The organism is Collinsella sp. OM04-5, from assembly GCF_003439125.1.
In the GTDB taxonomy this organism is placed as follows: domain Bacteria; phylum Actinomycetota; class Coriobacteriia; order Coriobacteriales; family Coriobacteriaceae; genus Collinsella.
This window is the reverse complement of sequence record NZ_QSUU01000002.1, coordinates 26,184-44,788: the sequence shown is the minus strand read 5'-3', so window position 1 is coordinate 44,788 and position 18,605 is coordinate 26,184. Positions and strand designations below refer to the sequence as shown.

Annotated in this window: 16 protein-coding genes; 10 read left to right on the top strand and 6 right to left on the bottom strand. The window is 60.4% G+C overall.

Annotated elements, in window-relative coordinates; translation table 11 throughout:
• Positions 1–153 precede the first annotated feature (153 nt).
• Positions 154–948 (top strand): Cof-type HAD-IIB family hydrolase, encoded by a 795-nt coding sequence (locus tag DXB53_RS01370; protein ID WP_006235286.1) that lies wholly within the window; start codon positions 154–156, stop codon positions 946–948.
• Between the two features lie 118 nt (positions 949–1,066).
• Here DXB53_RS01370 and DXB53_RS01365 read toward each other — a convergent pair whose 3' ends face one another.
• The 6 genes from DXB53_RS01365 to DXB53_RS09860 all read right to left on the bottom strand — a co-directional run bounded on the left by DXB53_RS01365 (position 1,067) and on the right by DXB53_RS09860 (position 5,654).
• Positions 1,067–1,909, bottom strand: coding sequence for a Cof-type HAD-IIB family hydrolase (locus DXB53_RS01365; RefSeq protein WP_117583033.1), 843 nt, complete (start codon positions 1,907–1,909; stop codon positions 1,067–1,069).
• 87 nt (positions 1,910–1,996) lie between these two features.
• On the bottom strand, positions 1,997–3,415 hold the full coding sequence (locus DXB53_RS01360; RefSeq protein ID WP_117583032.1) for a citrate synthase: 1,419 nt from the start codon (positions 3,413–3,415) through the stop codon (positions 1,997–1,999).
• Between the two features lie 77 nt (positions 3,416–3,492).
• Positions 3,493–3,780: an ACT domain-containing protein gene (locus DXB53_RS01355; RefSeq protein WP_006235289.1), complete on the bottom strand. Its 288-nt coding sequence runs from the start codon at positions 3,778–3,780 to the stop codon at positions 3,493–3,495.
• A gap of 395 nt (positions 3,781–4,175) precedes the next feature.
• Positions 4,176–4,862: a site-specific integrase gene (locus DXB53_RS01350; RefSeq protein ID WP_255413545.1), complete on the bottom strand. Its 687-nt coding sequence runs from the start codon at positions 4,860–4,862 to the stop codon at positions 4,176–4,178.
• Positions 4,863–4,880: 18 nt separating this feature from the next.
• A complete protein-coding gene (locus DXB53_RS01345; protein ID WP_006235292.1) occupies positions 4,881–5,132 on the bottom strand; it encodes a helix-turn-helix transcriptional regulator in 252 nt (83 codons plus the stop codon).
• Between the two features lie 9 nt (positions 5,133–5,141).
• Positions 5,142–5,654, bottom strand: coding sequence for a hypothetical protein (locus DXB53_RS09860; RefSeq protein ID WP_147330886.1), 513 nt, complete (start codon positions 5,652–5,654; stop codon positions 5,142–5,144).
• A 135-nt stretch (positions 5,655–5,789) separates the two neighbouring features.
• Here DXB53_RS09860 and DXB53_RS01330 point away from each other — a divergent pair, with 135 nt between their 5' ends.
• From DXB53_RS01330 to DXB53_RS01290, 9 genes are all read left to right on the top strand, one after another.
• A complete protein-coding gene (locus tag DXB53_RS01330; RefSeq protein WP_117583029.1) occupies positions 5,790–8,012 on the top strand; it encodes a hypothetical protein in 2,223 nt (740 codons plus the stop codon).
• Positions 8,013–8,017: 5 nt separating this feature from the next.
• On the top strand, positions 8,018–8,758 hold the full coding sequence (locus DXB53_RS01325; protein WP_117769450.1) for an ATP-binding cassette domain-containing protein: 741 nt from the start codon (positions 8,018–8,020) through the stop codon (positions 8,756–8,758).
• Between the two features lie 279 nt (positions 8,759–9,037).
• Positions 9,038–10,720 (top strand): ATP-binding cassette domain-containing protein, encoded by a 1,683-nt coding sequence (locus tag DXB53_RS01320; protein ID WP_158556475.1) that lies wholly within the window; start codon positions 9,038–9,040, stop codon positions 10,718–10,720.
• 186 nt (positions 10,721–10,906) lie between these two features.
• A complete protein-coding gene (gene rpmE / locus DXB53_RS01315; protein ID WP_006235303.1) occupies positions 10,907–11,332 on the top strand; it encodes a 50S ribosomal protein L31 in 426 nt (141 codons plus the stop codon).
• 312 nt (positions 11,333–11,644) lie between these two features.
• Positions 11,645–14,452 (top strand): preprotein translocase subunit SecA, encoded by a 2,808-nt coding sequence (gene secA / locus DXB53_RS01310; RefSeq protein ID WP_117583027.1) that lies wholly within the window; start codon positions 11,645–11,647, stop codon positions 14,450–14,452.
• Positions 14,452–15,600: a peptide chain release factor 2 gene (prfB, locus tag DXB53_RS01305; protein ID WP_117583026.1), complete on the top strand. Its 1,149-nt coding sequence runs from the start codon at positions 14,452–14,454 to the stop codon at positions 15,598–15,600. Before secA ends, prfB begins: the two co-directional genes overlap by 1 nt.
• Positions 15,601–15,730: 130 nt before the next feature.
• Positions 15,731–16,621 carry a YitT family protein gene (locus DXB53_RS01300; RefSeq protein ID WP_117583025.1) on the top strand — a complete coding sequence of 297 codons (891 nt, stop codon included), beginning with the start codon at positions 15,731–15,733 and terminating at the stop codon, positions 16,619–16,621.
• Between the two features lie 208 nt (positions 16,622–16,829).
• Positions 16,830–17,660, top strand: coding sequence for a transketolase (locus tag DXB53_RS01295; RefSeq protein ID WP_099432020.1), 831 nt, complete (start codon positions 16,830–16,832; stop codon positions 17,658–17,660).
• A gap of 1 nt (position 17,661) precedes the next feature.
• Entirely contained in the window at positions 17,662–18,603 is a 942-nt protein-coding gene (locus DXB53_RS01290) for a transketolase family protein (RefSeq protein WP_117583024.1), read from the top strand.
• Positions 18,604–18,605 lie beyond the last annotated feature (2 nt).

Sequence of the window (18,605 nt, the reverse complement as noted above, 5' to 3'; positions counted from 1 at the left end):
GCCTGACGCCGCGACCGTGAGACCTCTGGCATGTGTGAGCTATTTGCCAGGTCCTTGTAACGTTTACGCCCGCGGAGTCTTATTTGAGCTCCCTTTGGGTACGTTGGAATCGGATACACGTTCGATTCCAACAAGCCCGAAGGGAGCTTTTCTATGTTTAAACTGATTGCATCCGATATGGACGGCACGTTGCTTGACGAAAACGGCCAGGTGCCTCCCGAGACCTACGAACTGATTCTGGCGCTACACGAGCATGGAGTGCATTTCGCCGCATCGTCAGGTCGTCGCTACGATCGCCTGTGCGAGTTCTTTGCGCCCGTTCGCGACAAGATGGACTTTGTCGCCGCTAACGGCGCCCAGGTCTACGCCGACGGTAAGATGGTAGACCGTGAGGTGTATTCCCACCTGGCGATTCGAAGGCTCGCCCAAGCCGTCAGGACGTTTCCCAATCTGCATCTTGCGCTCTTTGACCGAACCAAGTCCTTCCTGCTCGATGACGAGTGCAAGTTCGTGCGTGAGGTCGATAAGGACCTTCCCAATGCCGAGCGTATTTGGGAGCTGCCCGATCCCAGCGTAAATATCATCAAAGCGAGTATCTTTTGCGACGACAGTGCGGTTATGGACAGTGCGTACGTGCTACAGCGCGAACTTGGTCAGCTCTTTACTTTTGCGCCTTCGGGCAACGCGTGGATCGATGCCATGCAGCCTGGTGTGTCGAAGGCCTCGGGTATCGCGCAGCTCGCGGAGCATTACGGCATTGGGCGCGACGAGGTCATGGCGTTTGGCGACTCGATGAACGACTACGAGATCATTCGCTTTGTCGGCACGGGCTGCGCGATGGAAAACGCGCGCCCCGCGCTTAAGGCGGTGGCCGATCGCGTGGTGGGTTGCAACCGCGACCACGCCGTCCAGCAGGAGCTCCGTCGCGTGCTGGAGAGTCTCTCCTAATCCGGCAGATGGGGACGTTCCTTTTCTGCCGACAGTGGGGGACAGTCCTTGCAGCTTTTTGCGAAGAGTGTCCCCAGTGACTAGTCGTTTAAGAACGTCCCCAATGACTGACCAATGACTAGGCGAGGGCGGCCATGATGGTGTGGGCGACGCCGTCGTGGTCGTTGTCGTATCCGGTGACGGCGTCGGCGGCCTCGCGGTCTTCGGGCTCGGCGTTGATCATGGCCATGCCGTGGCCCGCTGCCTGCAGCATGGGGATGTCGTTGATGTTGTCGCCGAACGCCCAGGCGTCGGCGAGACGCTCGCCCAGGTGCTCGCATAGCCACGTGAGGGCCGTTCCCTTGGTGGCGCCCTCACCCATGACCTCGATATTCATGGCGTAAGAACGCGTGACCTCAATGCCTCCGAGCGTGTCGAGCTCAGCCGCGATGGCGTCGCGATCGGCCGGGTCGTGCCAGTACATGGCGATGCGTTCGAGCGTCTCGACCCAGTCGATCTTGCTGTCGATATCCATGTCGATCGGTGTTCGTGTGCGCTTGAGCGAAGCCGCGATGTGGGGGTCGCCGCCGCAGAATTCGTCCAGGCGCGTGTAGAGCGAGCGGGGGAGGAAGCACTGCCCATCCGCGAAGATATCGAAGGTCACATCGTGGCCGGCGGCGATGCGATGGACGCGATGAGCAATGCCGCGATCGAGCGGACGGCTCAAAATGCGCGTGGCGCGCGAGGCATCGTTGGGCACATCGTCGTCGAGCTGCCAGACGCTGGCGCCATTGGCGCAGACGGCATAGTGCACGGAGGGATGGGCGAGGATGGGCTCAAAGATGCCCGACAGCGGACGTCCCGTGCAGGGCACAAATTCAATTCCGCGTCGAGCGAGTTCGTCGAGCATCGACCAGGTGGCATCGCTCATTTGCTTATCGCTCGTCAGCAGCGTTCCGTCCATATCGGAAAACACAATCATTTGATACAGCCCTTTCTGCTGGCATAAAAAGCGTGGCCGAGGGCGGCGATGCCCTGGCCACGCTCGAGTTCTATAACGGTTCGCGTCCTAGCGGTCGGCGAGCGGCTTGTACGCTAGCGGCTCGATCACCGGACGATAGGCCGGGCGAATAATACGGTGCGCGCAGAAGAGCTCTTCCATGCGGTGCGCCGACCAGCCTGCCATGCGGGCGACGGCGAACAGCGGCGTAAAGAGCGTCTCGGGTACGCCGAGCATCTTGTAGATAAAGCCCGTGTACAGGTCAATATTGGCGCAGATGGGCTTGGTCATGCCATGGTCGCGCATGACCTGGGGCGCCAGGCGCTCGATGCGCTCGATGAGTGCGAACTCTTCGCCCAAGTCCTTCTTGGCTGCCAGTGAGCGCGCGTAACGGCGGCAGACCTCGGCGCGCGGGTCGCTGAGCGTATAGACGGCGTGGCCCATGCCGTAGATGAGGCCGGTGCCGTCGAAGGCCTGCTTGTCGAGGATCTTGCCCAGGTAGGCCGCGACCTCGTCCTCGTCCTCCCAGTTGGAAACATGCGCGCGGATGTCCTCGTGCATAGACACGACCTTGGCATTGGCACCGCCGTGGCGCGGGCCCTTGAGCGAGCCGATAGCCGCGGCGTAGGCGGAATACGGGTCGGTGGCCGAAGACGACAGCACACGGCAAGCGAAGGTGGAGTTGTTGCCGCCGCCGTGCTCGGCATGCAGCATGAGCATCACGTCGAGCAGCATCGCCTCATCGCGGGTGAACGCCATGCCGCCGCGCAGGACCTGCAGAATGGTCTCGGCGGTGGAGAGGCCGGGCGTGGGGTGCGGCACGTGAACCTCGGAGCCGCGAAGCTTGGCAATCGAGGCCATGTGGGCGAAGGCGGCGATGCGCGGGAGACGTGCGAGCATGGAAATGGCGACGTCGATTTCGTGCTCGGGCGTGATCACGTCTGGTTCGGCATCGAAGGCGTAGAGCAGCAGCACGGCGCGCTGGAGCACGTTCATGATGCTCGACGACACCGTGGTCATAGGGAACTCTTTGACGTACTCGTCGCTCAGATGTCTAAAGGCGCCCAGGCGCTCGCAAAAGCCGTCGAGCTCTTCCTTGTTGGGCAGCGAGCCCGTGATGAGCAGGTAGGCGACCTCTTCGTAGCCATAGCGATTCTCGGCCTGGGCATTGTTGACCAGATCCTCGATGCTGTAGCCGCGAAGCGTGAGCTTGCCCTGATCGGGCACGACCTTTCCGTCGACCTTGTTGTAGCCGTGCACATCCGAGATGCGAGTGAGGCCCGCGACCACGCCCGAGCCGTCGGCATTGCGCAGGCCGCGCTTGACATTGTGCTCAACAAACAGGCCCTCGTCATAAGGGTCGGTCGGCAGGCCGTGGTAGAGGCTTTCGCTCTCAGGCGAAATCTGGCGGCTTGCTTCGTAATCCAGAACCAGGCGGCTCAAGTGGTCATCGAAGCGGTAATAGATTTTCTTGGCGTCGTAGGCCATGCGCGCTCCTCTCCGGGCCGCATCGGGGTGACTTGCATGGGCATGCGCGCGTCAGGCTATCCCCAGCGGCCTGTTCGCTACAGGCGGTACATAAAGTTAAAGACGTCCTCGCGCTGAATGGACACGTTGACGCCCGAAAGCTCGCCGGCCTCGGCCAGGGCCTTCTGCAGCTCGGCGAAGTCGAGCTTGGACTCGGCGGTGTCGGCCAGCATGGTCATGGTGAAGATGTCCTCGATAATGGACTGCGTAATGTCGCGGATGTCGACATTGGCTTCGCCCAGGACACGGGTGACGCCGGCGACGATGCCGGGGCGGTTCTTGCCAAGGACGGTGATGACGATACGGGAGGACGAGATCTCGGCCATGGGAAACCCTTTCGCGTGTTGGCGGCGCGCGACGGCGCTCCGCTACGGTACAGTGTTCATCATTGTACCTGTCTGGCGCAAAAAAGGCGCGCTCGCTGCGGCGTTACATGCCTGCAACATGAGCGTAAGGGGGAAGGCCGTACGGGGAAGAGCCGTCTGGCGCGTGTCCGGCTCGTGTTGGGTTGATTTCCGATCTCAGCCGAACACATTGAGCGGACAGGCCGTTCCCGCAGTCAGCCGAACGCCTCCGACGGCTGATTCCGAACTGGAAGCGGAGGGCATCCCCGCCCTTCGGTAGGGGATACCGCTCCGCGGCGCATGCCGCGGGCGGCGCCCCTATCGGACCACCGTGACATCAGTTGGGATGGGCCCAGCACTGCCGCGTACTCGGTGAGCTAGAGCCAACTGTTCGTCTTCACGTCGCGTATGGCGATATTTCGGTCGTCCGGCTCGGTGATGCCGTAGCCGAACGCCTGGATCCTCTGTTGGAACATGGGACCCGGATCGACCCTCGGCCCGAGGTGCCCGCGCCAAAGGCACGGCGTGGCGCGCAGCATGTTATGGATTTTGGAGATGGGCTCGATGTCGGCGTAGACGTTGAGCGTCGCCATGGCGTCCTTGTGGCCGAGGATCGATTGGAGCGCCTTGATATCGCCGCCTTGGCGGATCCACTGCGTTGCGAACGTGTGGCGAAGGCCGTGGAACGTGATCAGCTCGTCGTTGGTGCCCATGAGGCCGTTGGTCTCCGAGAACGTCTTGAACGCCCTGCGGATATAGCTTGTCGTCGCGAAGGTCGCGCCCGGCTCCGACAGGATGTAGCAGTCCCCGATCTCGACTGCCCCGGTAAGGCCGCGCAAGCGCAGCTTTCCGCAGTCGATCTCGTGGGTCTCCTTCAGGAAGGGGAGTAGGCCGACCAGGTCGATGGGGATACCCCTGGCGTCATGGGTCTTGGTGTCCTTGATGAACGAACCCATTCCCTTCGCGTACGCCACCGAGTGTCTGATCGAGATCAGGCCTGTCTCGAAATCCACATCGCACCACCGAAGGCCGCAGACCTCGCCGATTCGCATCCCCGTGTGCAGGGCGAGTACGACCGCCCTCTAATCCTCGGCGGACCAATCGAGTCCGAACTCCTTTCGGGCATCCTCTTCGCTCATGACTTCGAGAAGGTCTCCGGGTTGGCAACGAAGGGCGAGGCATAGCTGCTCGAGTGTGTTGAAGCGAATGCCGCGAATATGCCCTTTTTTAATACGGGACAGGTTCACGGGCGTGGTTCCAATCCTTTCGGCAAGTTCGTTCGAGGAAATCTTTCGCTCGGCCATGATCTTGTCGAGGCGAACAATTACGGGCATGGCGTTTCCTTACGCAATCTCGTCGGAGTCGAGGTACAGCTCTCGGGCGTACAAGAAGAGCTGGGAAAGCATGAACAGGACGATGCCGAGAACCAGAGAGGTCCAATCGAATGATGAAGCGATCTCTTGGGCGCCGACGGCCCCCTCGCCGCCAAACATCGAAACGGAGGTTTTGAGTGAGCCGGCGTAGAGGCTGGTGGCAGCTTGAACAACGAAGAGAATGCCGAGCACCTTCAAGCATGTCGCAGACCCTTTCTTGAAGGGGTCTCCGCTCTTGATCGTCCACACGAGAACGGCGCTGAGGATGGTCGTAGCGATACCGATGACGGCAGGGACCAATGTCGAGATCGCAAGGGCTGGATACGCGGGGGAGTCTGCAATTACAGGGTTGTCGAGCGCTTCGATTGCTGGCTTTAAGGAGAACGCCACTTGTGCGATGGCGGTGGCGCAAAGGGTCGCAGAGGCTATCGCACATGCGATGCGGAAGGAATGAAGCCGGGGAGTGCGATTGTCGGAACTCATAATAACCTCCGAAGAATTTAAAAAACTCAGGTTACTTTTTAATAGTTTATGTTAAATTGACTTTGCCGGCAAGTAATAAGGGCCGAGCATTTTGTTCGGCCCCTCTGTTCCGACTGGATGAGGTTAAGGTTGGCGATGAATATGCTCAAAATCTCGAAGGCGATCTTTAGGTCGCTTCTCTCCTCCAGGTCGCTCTGTGTTGTCGTTGTTGCGTTGATGGTTCTTTGTGCTCTGCCCGTCTTCAGGAGCGCGGCTGGCATCGACGGACGGGTCGAATACCTCGAGTCGGGAATAACCCGTGTTGAGCAGGAATTGTCAGCATCCTATGCGGATGCGCTTGTGAATGCGGGGGAGGACGGTGTCTATACCTCTTCATCAAGCATGCCCGCGCTTCTGTACCCTCTTGCCGCGGGACGTCTTATCTTGGCACCGCTCTCTCCCCTACTTCCGTTTCTGCAGATATCGGATGGAGAGTACACCTATTATGACGGATCGAAGGAGTACTTGCTATGGGTCGCAACGGCCGTTGCCGTCTCGTTCCTTGCCGCGCGTCTTAACAAACGTGAAAAGCTCATCATCCAGGCACCGATGGGCGAGCTGGGTAGACTTGTTGCATCGAGCGTATGGGCGAGTGTTTTTGCAATGCTTGCCGTCCTCGCCATCAATCTTCCAGGGATAATCGCCGCGCTTGTGAAGAATGGCCCGGGCTCGCCGTTCTATCCGATAGGCTACATTCAATATGCGACTCCGGTTATCAAACCGGCTTGGCTGGTGTTCGCGCAGACGGCCATCTTGCAATTCTTGGTGGCAGCGTTCATCTCGCTTGTCGTTCACCTTGCCGTGAAGATTGCCAATAACCCTACGCTTGGAATCGTGTTCGTATGTGCCCTGATGGGGGTGACGATGGTTCCCGGGTATTACGGAAGATCCATCGCTTTACGTGAGTTCGCCCTGTTGAATCCCCTTACGTATGCGAACACTGAGTTGACCGTCGGCGCCTATAGCCCGTACCCGACAACGCAGATAGTGAATCTGCCTGGACTTTGCTTCGAGCGTGGCGCGATTGCCCTCGTATGCGCAATCGGGATCGAGGTGCTGGCAATTAGCCTGCTTTGCGTTGCTGGAAAGAGCGGCTGCGCGTGCCCGATATCCCCGATTTGTCTTGAGAGAGGTTCCTTCACTGCATCGAGAACGGCAACTCGTTCGAGCGCTTGTGCCTCCGCCGTTGCATACGTAAGAACGATGGGGAAACTGCTCCTGCGTTCTCCTACCCTCGCCGTATGCGCGATTGCAATGTCGACGACGATGCTGGCCCCGGCTCTGGTCGAGATGTTTCCTGACGCTGATAACGTTTCCGCTGTTCGGTATAGGGATGGGGAGCTCCGTTCAATAGATCGGTATCTAGAGCAGAACGCTGCGAATATGGACGTCGAGGGCAAAGCGGCCCTGGAAGACATGCGGGATGCTCTTTCGGGTTTCGTGTACGCGCCTATGCCTGCGGAGGGGTTTCGAAGCCTTGCGACGTACGAGCGCGCTCGAGGTGAGCTGGGCGCGGCAGATGCGACTCTCCTGCAATCGATCGGAATCGAGCCGGAGACTCCTTCTCGTGCGGAGGCGCGCGCCCTTCTGCTTGAGTCGATCGCGAGCTTGCCGGACCCCAAGGTTTACGAGTTAAGTACGAAGATGCCCCTATTAATCCTCCTTTCGTATCTCCAGGCAGCGCTTCCCTCCTTATTTTTGCTGTTGCCCGTGGTTGTCACATCGCTCGCGTGCACCCACCTGCAGTGTCGTTCCCTTCTGGTTCTCCAGATCCCCGCAACAGCGCATGTGCGTTTTCTGACGGCTGTTGCGCTGGCTCTCCTGCTTGGCTTGGTGCTGCTTTTGGTGTCGATGGTTCCCGCTGTCGTTGTGTCCGTGATTAAGAACGGTGCGGGTGGATCGGAGTATCCCGTCGCTCTCATTCGGGCGGGAGCTTCGACAACGTCCATGGTGGGGGAGGCGGTGTTGTGCAGTATTCCGTTGCTGGTCATGGCATACGGCGTGATTTCCGTCGTCGCTGCGTTGACAGCAGCGATTAGCCGCAACCCCGTTGTCACCGGAATGGTTTGCGCGGTTCTCTTGGTGTTGGGTTCGTTGAGCGCTCATGTTGAAAGCGTGGGCATGGGCGTCGCGCTGCTGGCTCCATTCGCCTCGTTTGATCCCGCTTCCCAGGTGGGGACGATTGGGTTCCTTGGGCGAGGGACGAACGCGATGCCTTTTGGAGAGGTCGTCGGCGCATCGGGCGCTCTGCTGGTGGTCTTGGGCGCCGTATCTCCGTTGATGGTGTGCCTGAGTGTTCCAAAGATCGAAAGGGGATGATCTCGATGATTGACCTTCAAACGCTGACGATCTCTTATGGAAAGAAGGTGCTCGTAGATTCGGTGAACGCTGAGTTTGCCCCGGGTACGGTCTACGGTCTCGTCGCTCCGAACGGGCATGGAAAGACGACGTTGCTGCGTGCGATGGCAGGTTTGCCGGGTCCTCGCGTGGACGGGAGCATCGTTCTGGATGAGGTGCAGGGTACGGGTGCGAGAGAGGTCCGTTCTATGATCTTCTATGCACCTGGTGAGGGGACGCTGCTGTATCCCGGATTGCGTGCGGAAGATCACCTCAAGATGGTTTGCGATATGTGGCCGCATGCTCGCGATATCGAAGAGATAGTGGAACAAACGCAGATAGGCGAGTTCGCGAAGATGAGGATCCGCACTCTGAGCCAGGGCATGAAGCAGCAGCTTACCCTGGCGATTGCGTATGCGACGGGCGCGCGGTACCTTCTATTAGATGAGCCCATGAACGCGCTCGACCCCAGCAGGGTGGACTTGCATTCCGAGATTCTCAGGAAGCTGGCCGATTCTGGTACGTGCATCATCATGTCATCCCACATCTTGGATTCGGTCGATAGGCTGTGCGATGAGATTCTGTTTTTGAAGGATGGGAGGCTCATTAGAAGCATTCCGCAAGATGATGCTGCGCCGAAGTCTCCTGGATCCCATTTCGCAAAGCCTGCCGGACGCGCCGAGGGTGCGCTAAGCACGTATCGGCGACTCTACGAAAAGGGCGGGTAGAAATGCAAGTTAAAAATCTATGTGGCCAATGTGATACCGTTGAACCCGCGTATCGATACCGCTCAGCCATTCGCCTCGCCCCCGTCGCACGTATCTTCATCCGGTCTGTTACTTTTAATCTAACGATTCTTTGAGGAACGTAGGTGCTTCCAAATGTACTGTCGACTTCTTCTCAAACTGATCCTAAGAGACAGGGCCGCATGGATTTGTACGCTCGTTCTCGCTGCAGCCTTTTCCGTCCCCATTGCGTTCAATTCACCCATCTACGGGCCCTTCTTTATGAAGCAGGGCATGCAGAGCTTTGTCGACGCATTCAATACGCGCGCACCCCAGGCCAACGGCACAGACCTATCGCCAGAGCAGCAAGCTGACGCGGAGCTTGCAAGATACGCGAACGCCGCCCTCGCCGCTCAAACCGACGCCGCCTTTCTCGATTCTGCCGAGAGCTACTACGCGCTCATGGACGAAGGCTTCCAATCCGGGTCCATCGTGGGAGACCGAGAGACCAATGACGCAGACCTCGCGTATTGCCGTGCCCTGAGCAGCTCCGGCATCACGGATATCCCAGCCTCCGCAAACGACCTGCCATTCCTTTCCTTCCTGCCTTACGCCATTGCCACGGCGCCGTCTTTCCTTCCCTTCATCCCCTTCCTCCTCTCGTCGATACTCGTGCTCGGCGCCACAAGGCCCGGGACCCTGGCGGCAAAGGCGCCCGCGCCCAAATTCCGGCGCCTTATCCAGATCGTGTTCTCGATAATCGTCGCGGGGACCGCGATGCTCCTCGCCGGCCTCGCACCCGGGGGCATTTACGCCTTGGTCCTAAACGGCTTCGGGCAAATTGGGTACCCGATCGCCTTCTTCCATGACGGCGCGCTTACCACCACGACTGCGGGAAACGTCTTCACAGCCCTGCTTATCGCGCTTCTTGCGGGCGGAACCTTGATATCCGTCTGTTCCGTCGTCCTATCGACCGCAACGAGGCGCGTCCTCGCGGGCCCCCTTACCTCCGCGCTGCTTGTCGCGGCCCCGGCATTCCCGTTGCTGTCCGATTCGGCGCTGGAGCATAATGCCGTGCTCGGGCTCCTGCCGCTGCCCGTGTTCTCGCCTATCGAGGCAACGGGTTACGTAGGATGCTTCCCGACAGAATTCATTGGCTCCGGTTCAGGCAGCGCATCGATGCTTGCCGTGGCCCTGGCATACGTCGCGGTCTTTTTTGCGGTCGGCGCCGTTGCGACACGTTCCCCCAAACAGCCTGGACCCGCGAAAAAGCGCCATGGGCTCGAGCTTCTGGACGCGAGCGTGGGATACGGAAGCACGACGATACTTTCAATCGGGTCGCTTTTCCTGAGCCCGGGAACGGCGGCGGGCCTCGTTGCTCCCAACGGCTCGGGGAAAACCACCCTTCTTGAAGCGCTGTCGGGCCAATTTCCCACCCGCATCCGCTCGGGAAGCCTGGCGGCAGACGGAATCTGCCAACGTCGATCAGCCGAATTTGCAGAACTCGTCTACCTGAGCTCTTCGGGCGGCGCGGATCTCTATCCCACGCTATCGGCCATCGAGCACCTTGCTTTCGTTAGGGAGGCGTGGAAATCGGCCGCCGACATCGACTCGCTCTGCGACTCCCTCGGAATCTCCCCATATCTCGACAAGCCGACCCGTAAACTCTCGACAGGAATGAAGCAGCAGGTAAAGCTTGCCATGGCGATAGCGACCGATTGCCCGTACCTCATCCTCGATGAACCGCTGAACGGCCTCGATCCGGGAAAACGGAAAACCTCCTGCGACGCGATGCGCAGCGAAGTGGCGCGGGGACGCAGCGTGCTCATTTCAAGCCATCTACTCGACGACCTGGCAGACCTCACCAACTCGTTCTACTTCATCGAGGCCGGCACGCTCGTGGAAAAGATCGAGTCGTCCTCGCAGACGCTCAAGCAGGAATACCTCGATACATACGAGAGATGAATGTGGGGGAGTGTTCGGATGAAGTTGATATTTAAGGTCCAGCTCGTGTTGTGCCGAAAAGACCGTGAACCTTTTGTGGGACACGCGGCGCCGTGGTACCATAGCCGAGTTTGTTGTCTTGGTCGGAAACCAAGACGCCTTATGCGCTGATCGGTAACCAGCGCCTGACTAATAAGGAGTCCTACCATGAAGCAGGGTATCCATCCCCAGTATGTCGAGTGCACGGTGACGTGCTCCTGCGGCAACACCTTCAAGACGCACGCTACCGTGTCCGAGATGAAGGTCGAGCTTTGCAACGAGTGCCACCCGTTCTACACCGGCCAGCAGAAGTTCGTCGACACCGGTGGACGCGTCCAGCGCTTCGCCGACAAGTTCGGTGGCGCCGCTGCCGCCCAGCTCAAGAAGGCCGAGGAGGCCAAGGCTGCCAAGGCCGCCAAGGCTGCTGAGGCCGAGGCCGCTCGCAAGGCCGCCGCTGAGGCTAAGGCTGCCGAGAAGGCTAAGCGTGCCGCTAAGTTCGCCGAGGAGGCTGCCAAGCAGGCCGCCGAGGCTCCTGCAGAGGCTCCCGTCGAGGAGGCCGCTGCCGAGGCCGAGACCACCGAGGCTGCTGAGTAAATAGCTCGCCGCGGAATCGCTCGCATTCATGGCATGAGGGCCGTGCATCCATTTGGGTGCGCGGCCCTTTTCTTTTTATTGGTGCAAGCTAACCTGTCCCCGTGGCACCAAATGGCAGAGTGACGGCGTTTTCCCAGATAAAACCTGCCAAAATAAACCAGTCCCTTTTTGGCAGGTCGGTCGGGTCGTAGTTATTACGTGGCGGTCGAGGTCGACCGTATAGGCCGCGTCCTGTTTGGCTAAAGTACATTTATCTGTGTTTAACTCGCCCGAGGCTGCATGGCGTGGGCGATGGCCAAAAAGGAAAACCACATGGGATTCATGTCAAAGCTGCTGTCCTTTGGATCCGATAAGGACCTTAAGCGCTACTACAAGATCGTCGATCAGATCAACGGTCTTGAGCCCCAGTTTGAGAAGATGACCGAGGAAGAGCTCCGCGCCCAGACCGATAAGTTCCGTGAGCGTTACGCCAACGGCGAGTCGCTCGACGACATGCTCCCCGAGGCTTTTGCCACCGTGCGTGAGGCTTCCAAGCGCATCACGGGCATGCGTCACTTTGACGTGCAGCTCATTGGCGCCATGGCACTGCACGAGGGGCATATCGCCGAGATGAAGACCGGCGAAGGCAAGACCCTGGTCTCCACGCTGGCCGGCTACCTCAACGCTATTGCCGGCAAGGGTGTACACGTCGTTACCGTCAACGATTACCTGGCCAAGCGCGACTCCGAGTGGATGGGCCGCATCTACAAGTACCTGGGAATGACCGTCGGTCTGCTCCAGAACAACATGCCGCTCGAGCTCAAGCGTCCGGCCTACCAGGCAGACGTCACCTACGGCACCAACTCCGAGTTCGGTTTCGATTACCTGCGCGACAACATGGTCACTCGCCCCGAGCAGCGCGTGCAGCGCGGCCACCATTACGCCATCGTCGACGAGGTCGACTCCATCCTGATCGACGAGGCACGTACCCCGCTCATCATCTCGGGTGCCGGCACCAAGTCCGCCAGCACCTACAAGGACTTCGCGCGTGCCGTGCGCGGCCTTGAGCGCGGCGAGGACGTCTCGCACGACATGCTCACCGCCACCGAGGACGTAGAGCCCACGGGCGACTACGTCATGGACGAGGCCAAGCACACTATCGCCGCCACCGAGCGCGGCCTTAAGAAGATTGAGCGCCGCCTGGGTATCGATGACATCTATGCCGATCTCTCCGGTCAGCTGGTCAACCACCTGCAGCAGGCGCTGAAGGCCCAGTACATGTTCCACCGCGACAAGCAGTACGTGGTCACCAACGGCGAGGTCAAGATCGTCGACGAGTTCACCGGCCGCATCATGGAAGGCCGCCGCTACTCCGAGGGCCTGCATCAGGCCATCGAGGCCAAAGAGGGCGTGCTCGTGCGCGAGGAGAACCAGACGCTGGCCACCATCACCTTGCAGAACTACTTCCGTCTGTATGACAAGCTCTCCGGCATGACCGGTACGGCACTCACCGAGGATGCCGAGTTCCGCGAGATCTACAAGCTGCCCGTCGAGGTTATCCCCTCCAACAAGCCCGTTCAGCGTGTCGACCACGAGGACCTGGTGTACCGCACCATCCAGGCCAAGTACAACGCCGTTGCCGACGACGTCGAGCGACGTCACGCCAAGGGCCAGCCGGTCCTGGTGGGCACCGTCTCCATCGAAAGCTCCGAGAAGCTGTCGGCCGCCCTTACCAAGCGCGGTATCGCGCACGAGGTCCTCAACGCTAAGCATCACGAGCGCGAGGCTCATATCGTTGCCCAGGCCGGACGCTACGGCGCCGTGACCATCGCTACTAACATGGCCGGTCGTGGTACCGACATCCTGCTGGGTGGCAATCCCGACGAGCTGGTGCGCGAGCGCCTTGAGTACGAGGGCCTGACCATGGAGGACGTGACGCCCGAGCAGCTCGAGCAGTTTAACGCTGAGGCCAAGGAGACCTGCAAGGCCGAACGCGAGCGCGTGCTTGCCGCCGGCGGCCTGACCGTCATCGGCACCGAGCGCCATGAGTCCCGTCGTATCGACAACCAGCTGCGTGGCCGCTCCGGTCGTCAGGGCGATCCGGGCGAGACTCAGTTCTACCTGTCGCTCGAGGACGACCTCATGCGCCTGTTCGGCGGCGACAAGATGGACCGCGTTTCCAAGATGATGGTTACCGCCGACATGGGCGACGACATGCCCATCCAGCACAAGATCATCTCCAAGGCCGTCGAGAACGCCCAGCACAAGGTCGAGAGCATCAACTTCTCCATGCGCAAGAGCGTTCTTGAGTACGACGACGTCATGAACAAGCAGCGCCAGGTCATCTACGCCGAGCGCAACAAGATTCTGGACGGCAAGGACCTGACCGATCACATCACCGAGGTCATGCACGATACCGTGTACCGCTGTGTTCAGGAGTTCTGCACCAAGGACAGCCACGATGGCGAGCGCGATCTCGAGGGCCTGCGCAAGTGGGTCGTGGAGCTCACCGGGCATATCGACACGCCCAAGTTCCCCGACGAGGACTTCGAGGCCCTGGCTGCCGATGTCCTGGCCTACGTTGAGAAGTGCTACAACATGAAGGCCGAGCGCCTGGGTGAGGACCTCATGCGCGAGCTCAACACCCAGGTCATGCTGCGCGTCATCGATACCCGCTGGATGAACTACCTGCAGGAGATGGACTACCTCAAGACCGGTATCGGACTGCGCGGCTTTGGCCAGCGCGACCCGCTGGTCGAGTACAAGACTGAGGCTTATGGTGCCTTCCAGATGCTCGTTGACACCATGTACGAGGATTACCTGCGCACCGTTCTGCGCATCGAGATCAAGGCCGCCCCGCAGGCCGTGGAGCACAAGGAGGACCCCGCGCTCGAGGGTGCGCGCTTCTCCGGCCCCGCCGACGTCGATGGCGACAACGGCAGCTCGGTGCTGCGCAAGCAGGCACAGGTTCAGGCTCGTACGGCCGTCCAGGGAGGCCCGGCTGCTGTCAACAACGGCGGCAAGGTGACCACCTACCGCAAGTCCGAGAGCGATGACCCTTATGTCAACGTGGGCCGCAACGACCTTTGCCCCTGCGGCAGCGGCAAGAAGTTCAAGTACTGCCACGGCAGGAATCGTTAATGGCCGAGGCTTTAGAGGTAACGCCCGCCGAGCTGGACGCGTTTGCGGACCGGCTCGGCGAGGTCGAGTCGTATCTTCATTTGGACGAGAAGCGCACGCGCGTGACCGAGCTCGAGGCAAAAAGCGTGGCCCCCGGCTTTTGGGATGACGCCGACGCCGCTCGCGCCACCATGGAGGAGATCGCTCGCGCCAAGGAAGATATCGCTGCCGTGGATACCGCGCGCGGCGAGCTATCTGACGCCCGCGCGGCGCTGGAGCTTGCCGAGGAGATGGGCGACGACCCCGATGCCGCCGCATTGCGCGAGGAGGCTGCCGCTACGGCAGAACGCCTGGCCCGCGCTATCGACGAGCTCGAGCTTTCGAGCTGGTTTACCGGTGAGTTCGATCACGGCGACGCGATTGTGACCATCAAGCCCGGACAGGGTGGCCTGGAGGCACAGGACTGGACCTTCATGCTCTTTAAGATGTACATGAAGTACTGCCAGCGTCGCGGCTGGAAGGTCACCATTAACGACTGCCCCGCGGCTGAGGTCATCGGCATCGACCGTGCGACCTTTACCGTCGAGGGCAAGGACGCGTTTGGCATGCTGCGCGCCGAGGCCGGCGTTCACCGCCTGGTACGCATCAGCCCCACCGATGATAAGAAGCGCCGCCAGACCACGTTTGCCGGCGTCGAGGTCATTCCCGTGTTGCCTGACGATATCGACATCGAGATCAGTCCCGACGATATCCGCGTGGACGTGTATCACGCGAGCGGTCCGGGCGGCCAGGGCGTCAACACCACCGACTCTGCCGTACGCGTGACGCATTTTCCCAGCGGCATCGTTGTCACTTGCCAAAACGAGCGCAGCCAGATTCAAAACAAGGCCGCGTGCATGCAGATTCTCAAGGCCCGTCTGTACGAGATCGAGCTCGAGAAGCGCGCCGAGGCCCTGGATGAGATTCGCGGGCCCAAGACCACGATCGGTTTTGGCAACCAGATTCGCAGCTACGTGCTCTACCCGTATCAGATGGTCAAGGACCTGCGCACGGGCGTGGAGACCAGCAACGTCGAGGCCGTTCTCGACGATGGCGATCTGGATCCGTTTGTGATCGGCTACCATCGTTGGGCAACCGGCAACGCCGATGCGGAAGCATCGTCTGCCTAGGCACATGATTGGCTCCGGGTCGATGCAAACACTGCGCAGGGGTGGTATTTGCCCGGTGAATCGGTAGAATCGAATACAGCAAGAAGTTCAAAGCGCACTCGTTTGGGTGCGCTTTTTTGAGGGAGGCAGCATGGCATATCGTCTGGACATCAAGCGCATTCTTTCGATGAACTTCTTTCATGACTTGCCCAAGATTATGTTTGGCTGCGCCCTGGCAGCTATCGCGACAGACTTGTTTTTGATCCCCAACGGCCTTGCCGCCGGCGGCGTCACAGGCCTTGCCACCATTATTCAGGCGGTCGGCGCCTCGCATGGCATATCGCTTCCCGTCGGTATCCAGACCATCGTGATGAATGCCTTGCTGCTGCTGGTTGTTATGCGCGAGGGTGGCATGTTCTACGTGGTGCAGACGGCGACCGGTTTTGTGCTGCTGGGTTTTTTCACCGACCTGTTCGCTCCGTTTGTGGCGCCGCTGGCACATGCCGACCTGATGCTGCCCGCTATGTGGGGCGGCATTATCACGGGCATCGGGTATGGCATGGTGTTGCGCGCCGGTGCCAACACTGGCGGCTCTGACACGATCGGCCAGATCATCTCGCGCAACACATCGCTGCCGGTTGGCTCGACCGTCATGGCGATCGATGTTGCCGTGTGCGCGCTGTCGGCCCCGGTCTTTTCGGTCGAAAACGCGCTGTATGCGGGCCTTTCGATGGTCATTAGCGGCTACGTGATCGATGCCGTGGTCGACGGTGGCAACAGGCGCCGTATGGTGCTCATCATCTCGGACAAGTTTCCCGATATCGCGGCCGACATCATGTATGGCCTGGGCCGCGGCTGCACCAAGTTTAGGGCGACCGGCATGTACTCGGGTGCCGAGAAGCCGGTGATCATGGTCATTGTGAGCCGCCGCGAGCTCAACACCCTCAAAACGATCGTGCGCGAGCGCGATCCTCACGCCATTGTGACGGTCGCCGACGTTACGGAAACCTTCGGTGAGGGATTCAAGGACATTAACGCGTAGGGCCGACTGTGTTCCATCCAAAAGACGTTCACATTGATAAACCGTTTCATCAGCGGTTCTGCCTGCTCAATTGTTCAAATAATGATAAATACTCTGGTAAAGCTTCCAGTTTCCAGCATAATGAATGACGTACGTGCATCGCGGCTGTGTTGGGACTACCTTTCCGTGCCGTGCGCATCTTGTCTTAAGAGGATGAAAGGAAGGCACAATGAGCGACGAAGAGCTCAAAAAGGTTGCCAACGAGGTAAGGAAGGGCATCGTCACCGGCGTGCACGCTGCCAAGTCCGGCCATCCGGGCGGTTCGCTCGGCGCTGCCGACATCATGACCTATCTGTACTTTGAGGAAATGAACGTCGACCCGGCCGACCCCCGCAAGGCCGACCGCGATCGCTTCGTGCTTTCCAAGGGTCATTGCGCGCCTGGTCTGTACGCTGTGCTCGCCGAGCGCGGATTCTTCCCCAAGGAGGATCTCGAGACGCTGCGCCACATCGGCAGCCACCTGCAGGGTCACCCCAACATGAACGACACCCCGGGCGTCGATATGTCCACCGGTTCGCTCGGCCAGGGCATCTCCGCCGCCGTGGGCATGGCCGTTGCCGCCAAGCACTGGGGCGACGACTATCGCACCTACGCCCTGCTGGGCGACGGCGAGAGCGAGGAGGGCCAGGTTTGGGAGGCCGCCATGTTTGCCGGCAACCAGCAGCTTGACAACCTCTGCGTGATCGTCGACCACAACGGCCTGCAGATCGACGGCCCCGTCGAGGAGGTCAACGACCCCATGCCGCTCGCCGACAAGTTCCGCGCCTTCAAGTTCCACGTGGTGGAGCTCGCCGACGGCAACGATTTCGATCAGATCCGCGCCGCCTTTGCCGAGGCCCGCGCCACCAAGGGTCAGCCGACCGCCATCATCGCCGAGACCACCAAGGGCAAGGGCGTTTCCTTTATGGAGAACCAGGTGGGTTGGCACGGCAAGGCCCCCAACGATGAACAGTTTGAGCAGGCCATGGCAGAGCTCACGGCCGCCGGAGAGGAGCTCTAGGATGGCAGACGTCAAGAAAATCGCCACGCGCGTAAGCTACGGTGAGGCCCTCGTCGAGCTCGCCAACGAGCACGATGACTTTGTGGTCCTCGACGCCGACCTGGCCGCCGCCACGCAGACCGGCAAGTTTAAGGCAGCCTGCCCCGACCGCTTCTTCGATGTGGGCATTGCCGAGAGCAATCTGATGGGTGTTGCCGCCGGTATCGCGACCACCGGCCGCGTTGCTTTTGCGAGCACCTTTGCCATGTTTGCCGCTGGCCGCGCCTTTGAGCAGGTCCGCAACTCCATCGGCTATCCGCACCTTAACGTTAAGATCGGTGCCACGCACGCCGGTATCTCGGTGGGCGAGGACGGCGCCACGCACCAGTGCTGCGAGGATATCGCCCTCATGCGCGTCATCCCCGGCATGACCGTTATCGTTCCCGCCGACGACGTGGAGGCTCGTGCCGTGACGTGCGCCGCCTACGAGTGCGACGGCCCCGTGTACATGCGCTTTGCCCGTCTGGCCTCGCCGGTCATCAACGACCCCGAGACCTACAAGTTCGAGGTAGGCAAGGGCATCGTCATGCGCGAGGGCACCGACGTCACCATCATCGCCTGCGGCCTAATGGTCGGCGAGGCCCTCGAGGCCGCCGAGCAGCTCGCTGCCGAGGGCATCGATGCCGAGGTCATCAACATGCACACCATCAAGCCCATCGACGCCGACCTGATCGTCAAGAGCGCCACCAAGACCGGTCACGTCGTGACCGTCGAGGAGCACTCCGTGATCGGTGGCCTGGGCAGCGCCGTTGCCGACGTTCTGTGTGAGCAGTGCCCGACGCCGCTCAAGAAGATTGGCGTCAACGACACCTTCGGCGAGTCCGGCCCGGGTGCCGAGCTCTTGCACAAGTATGGCCTGGACGCCGCCAACATCGTGGCGACCACCAAGGAGTTCTTGGCATAAGG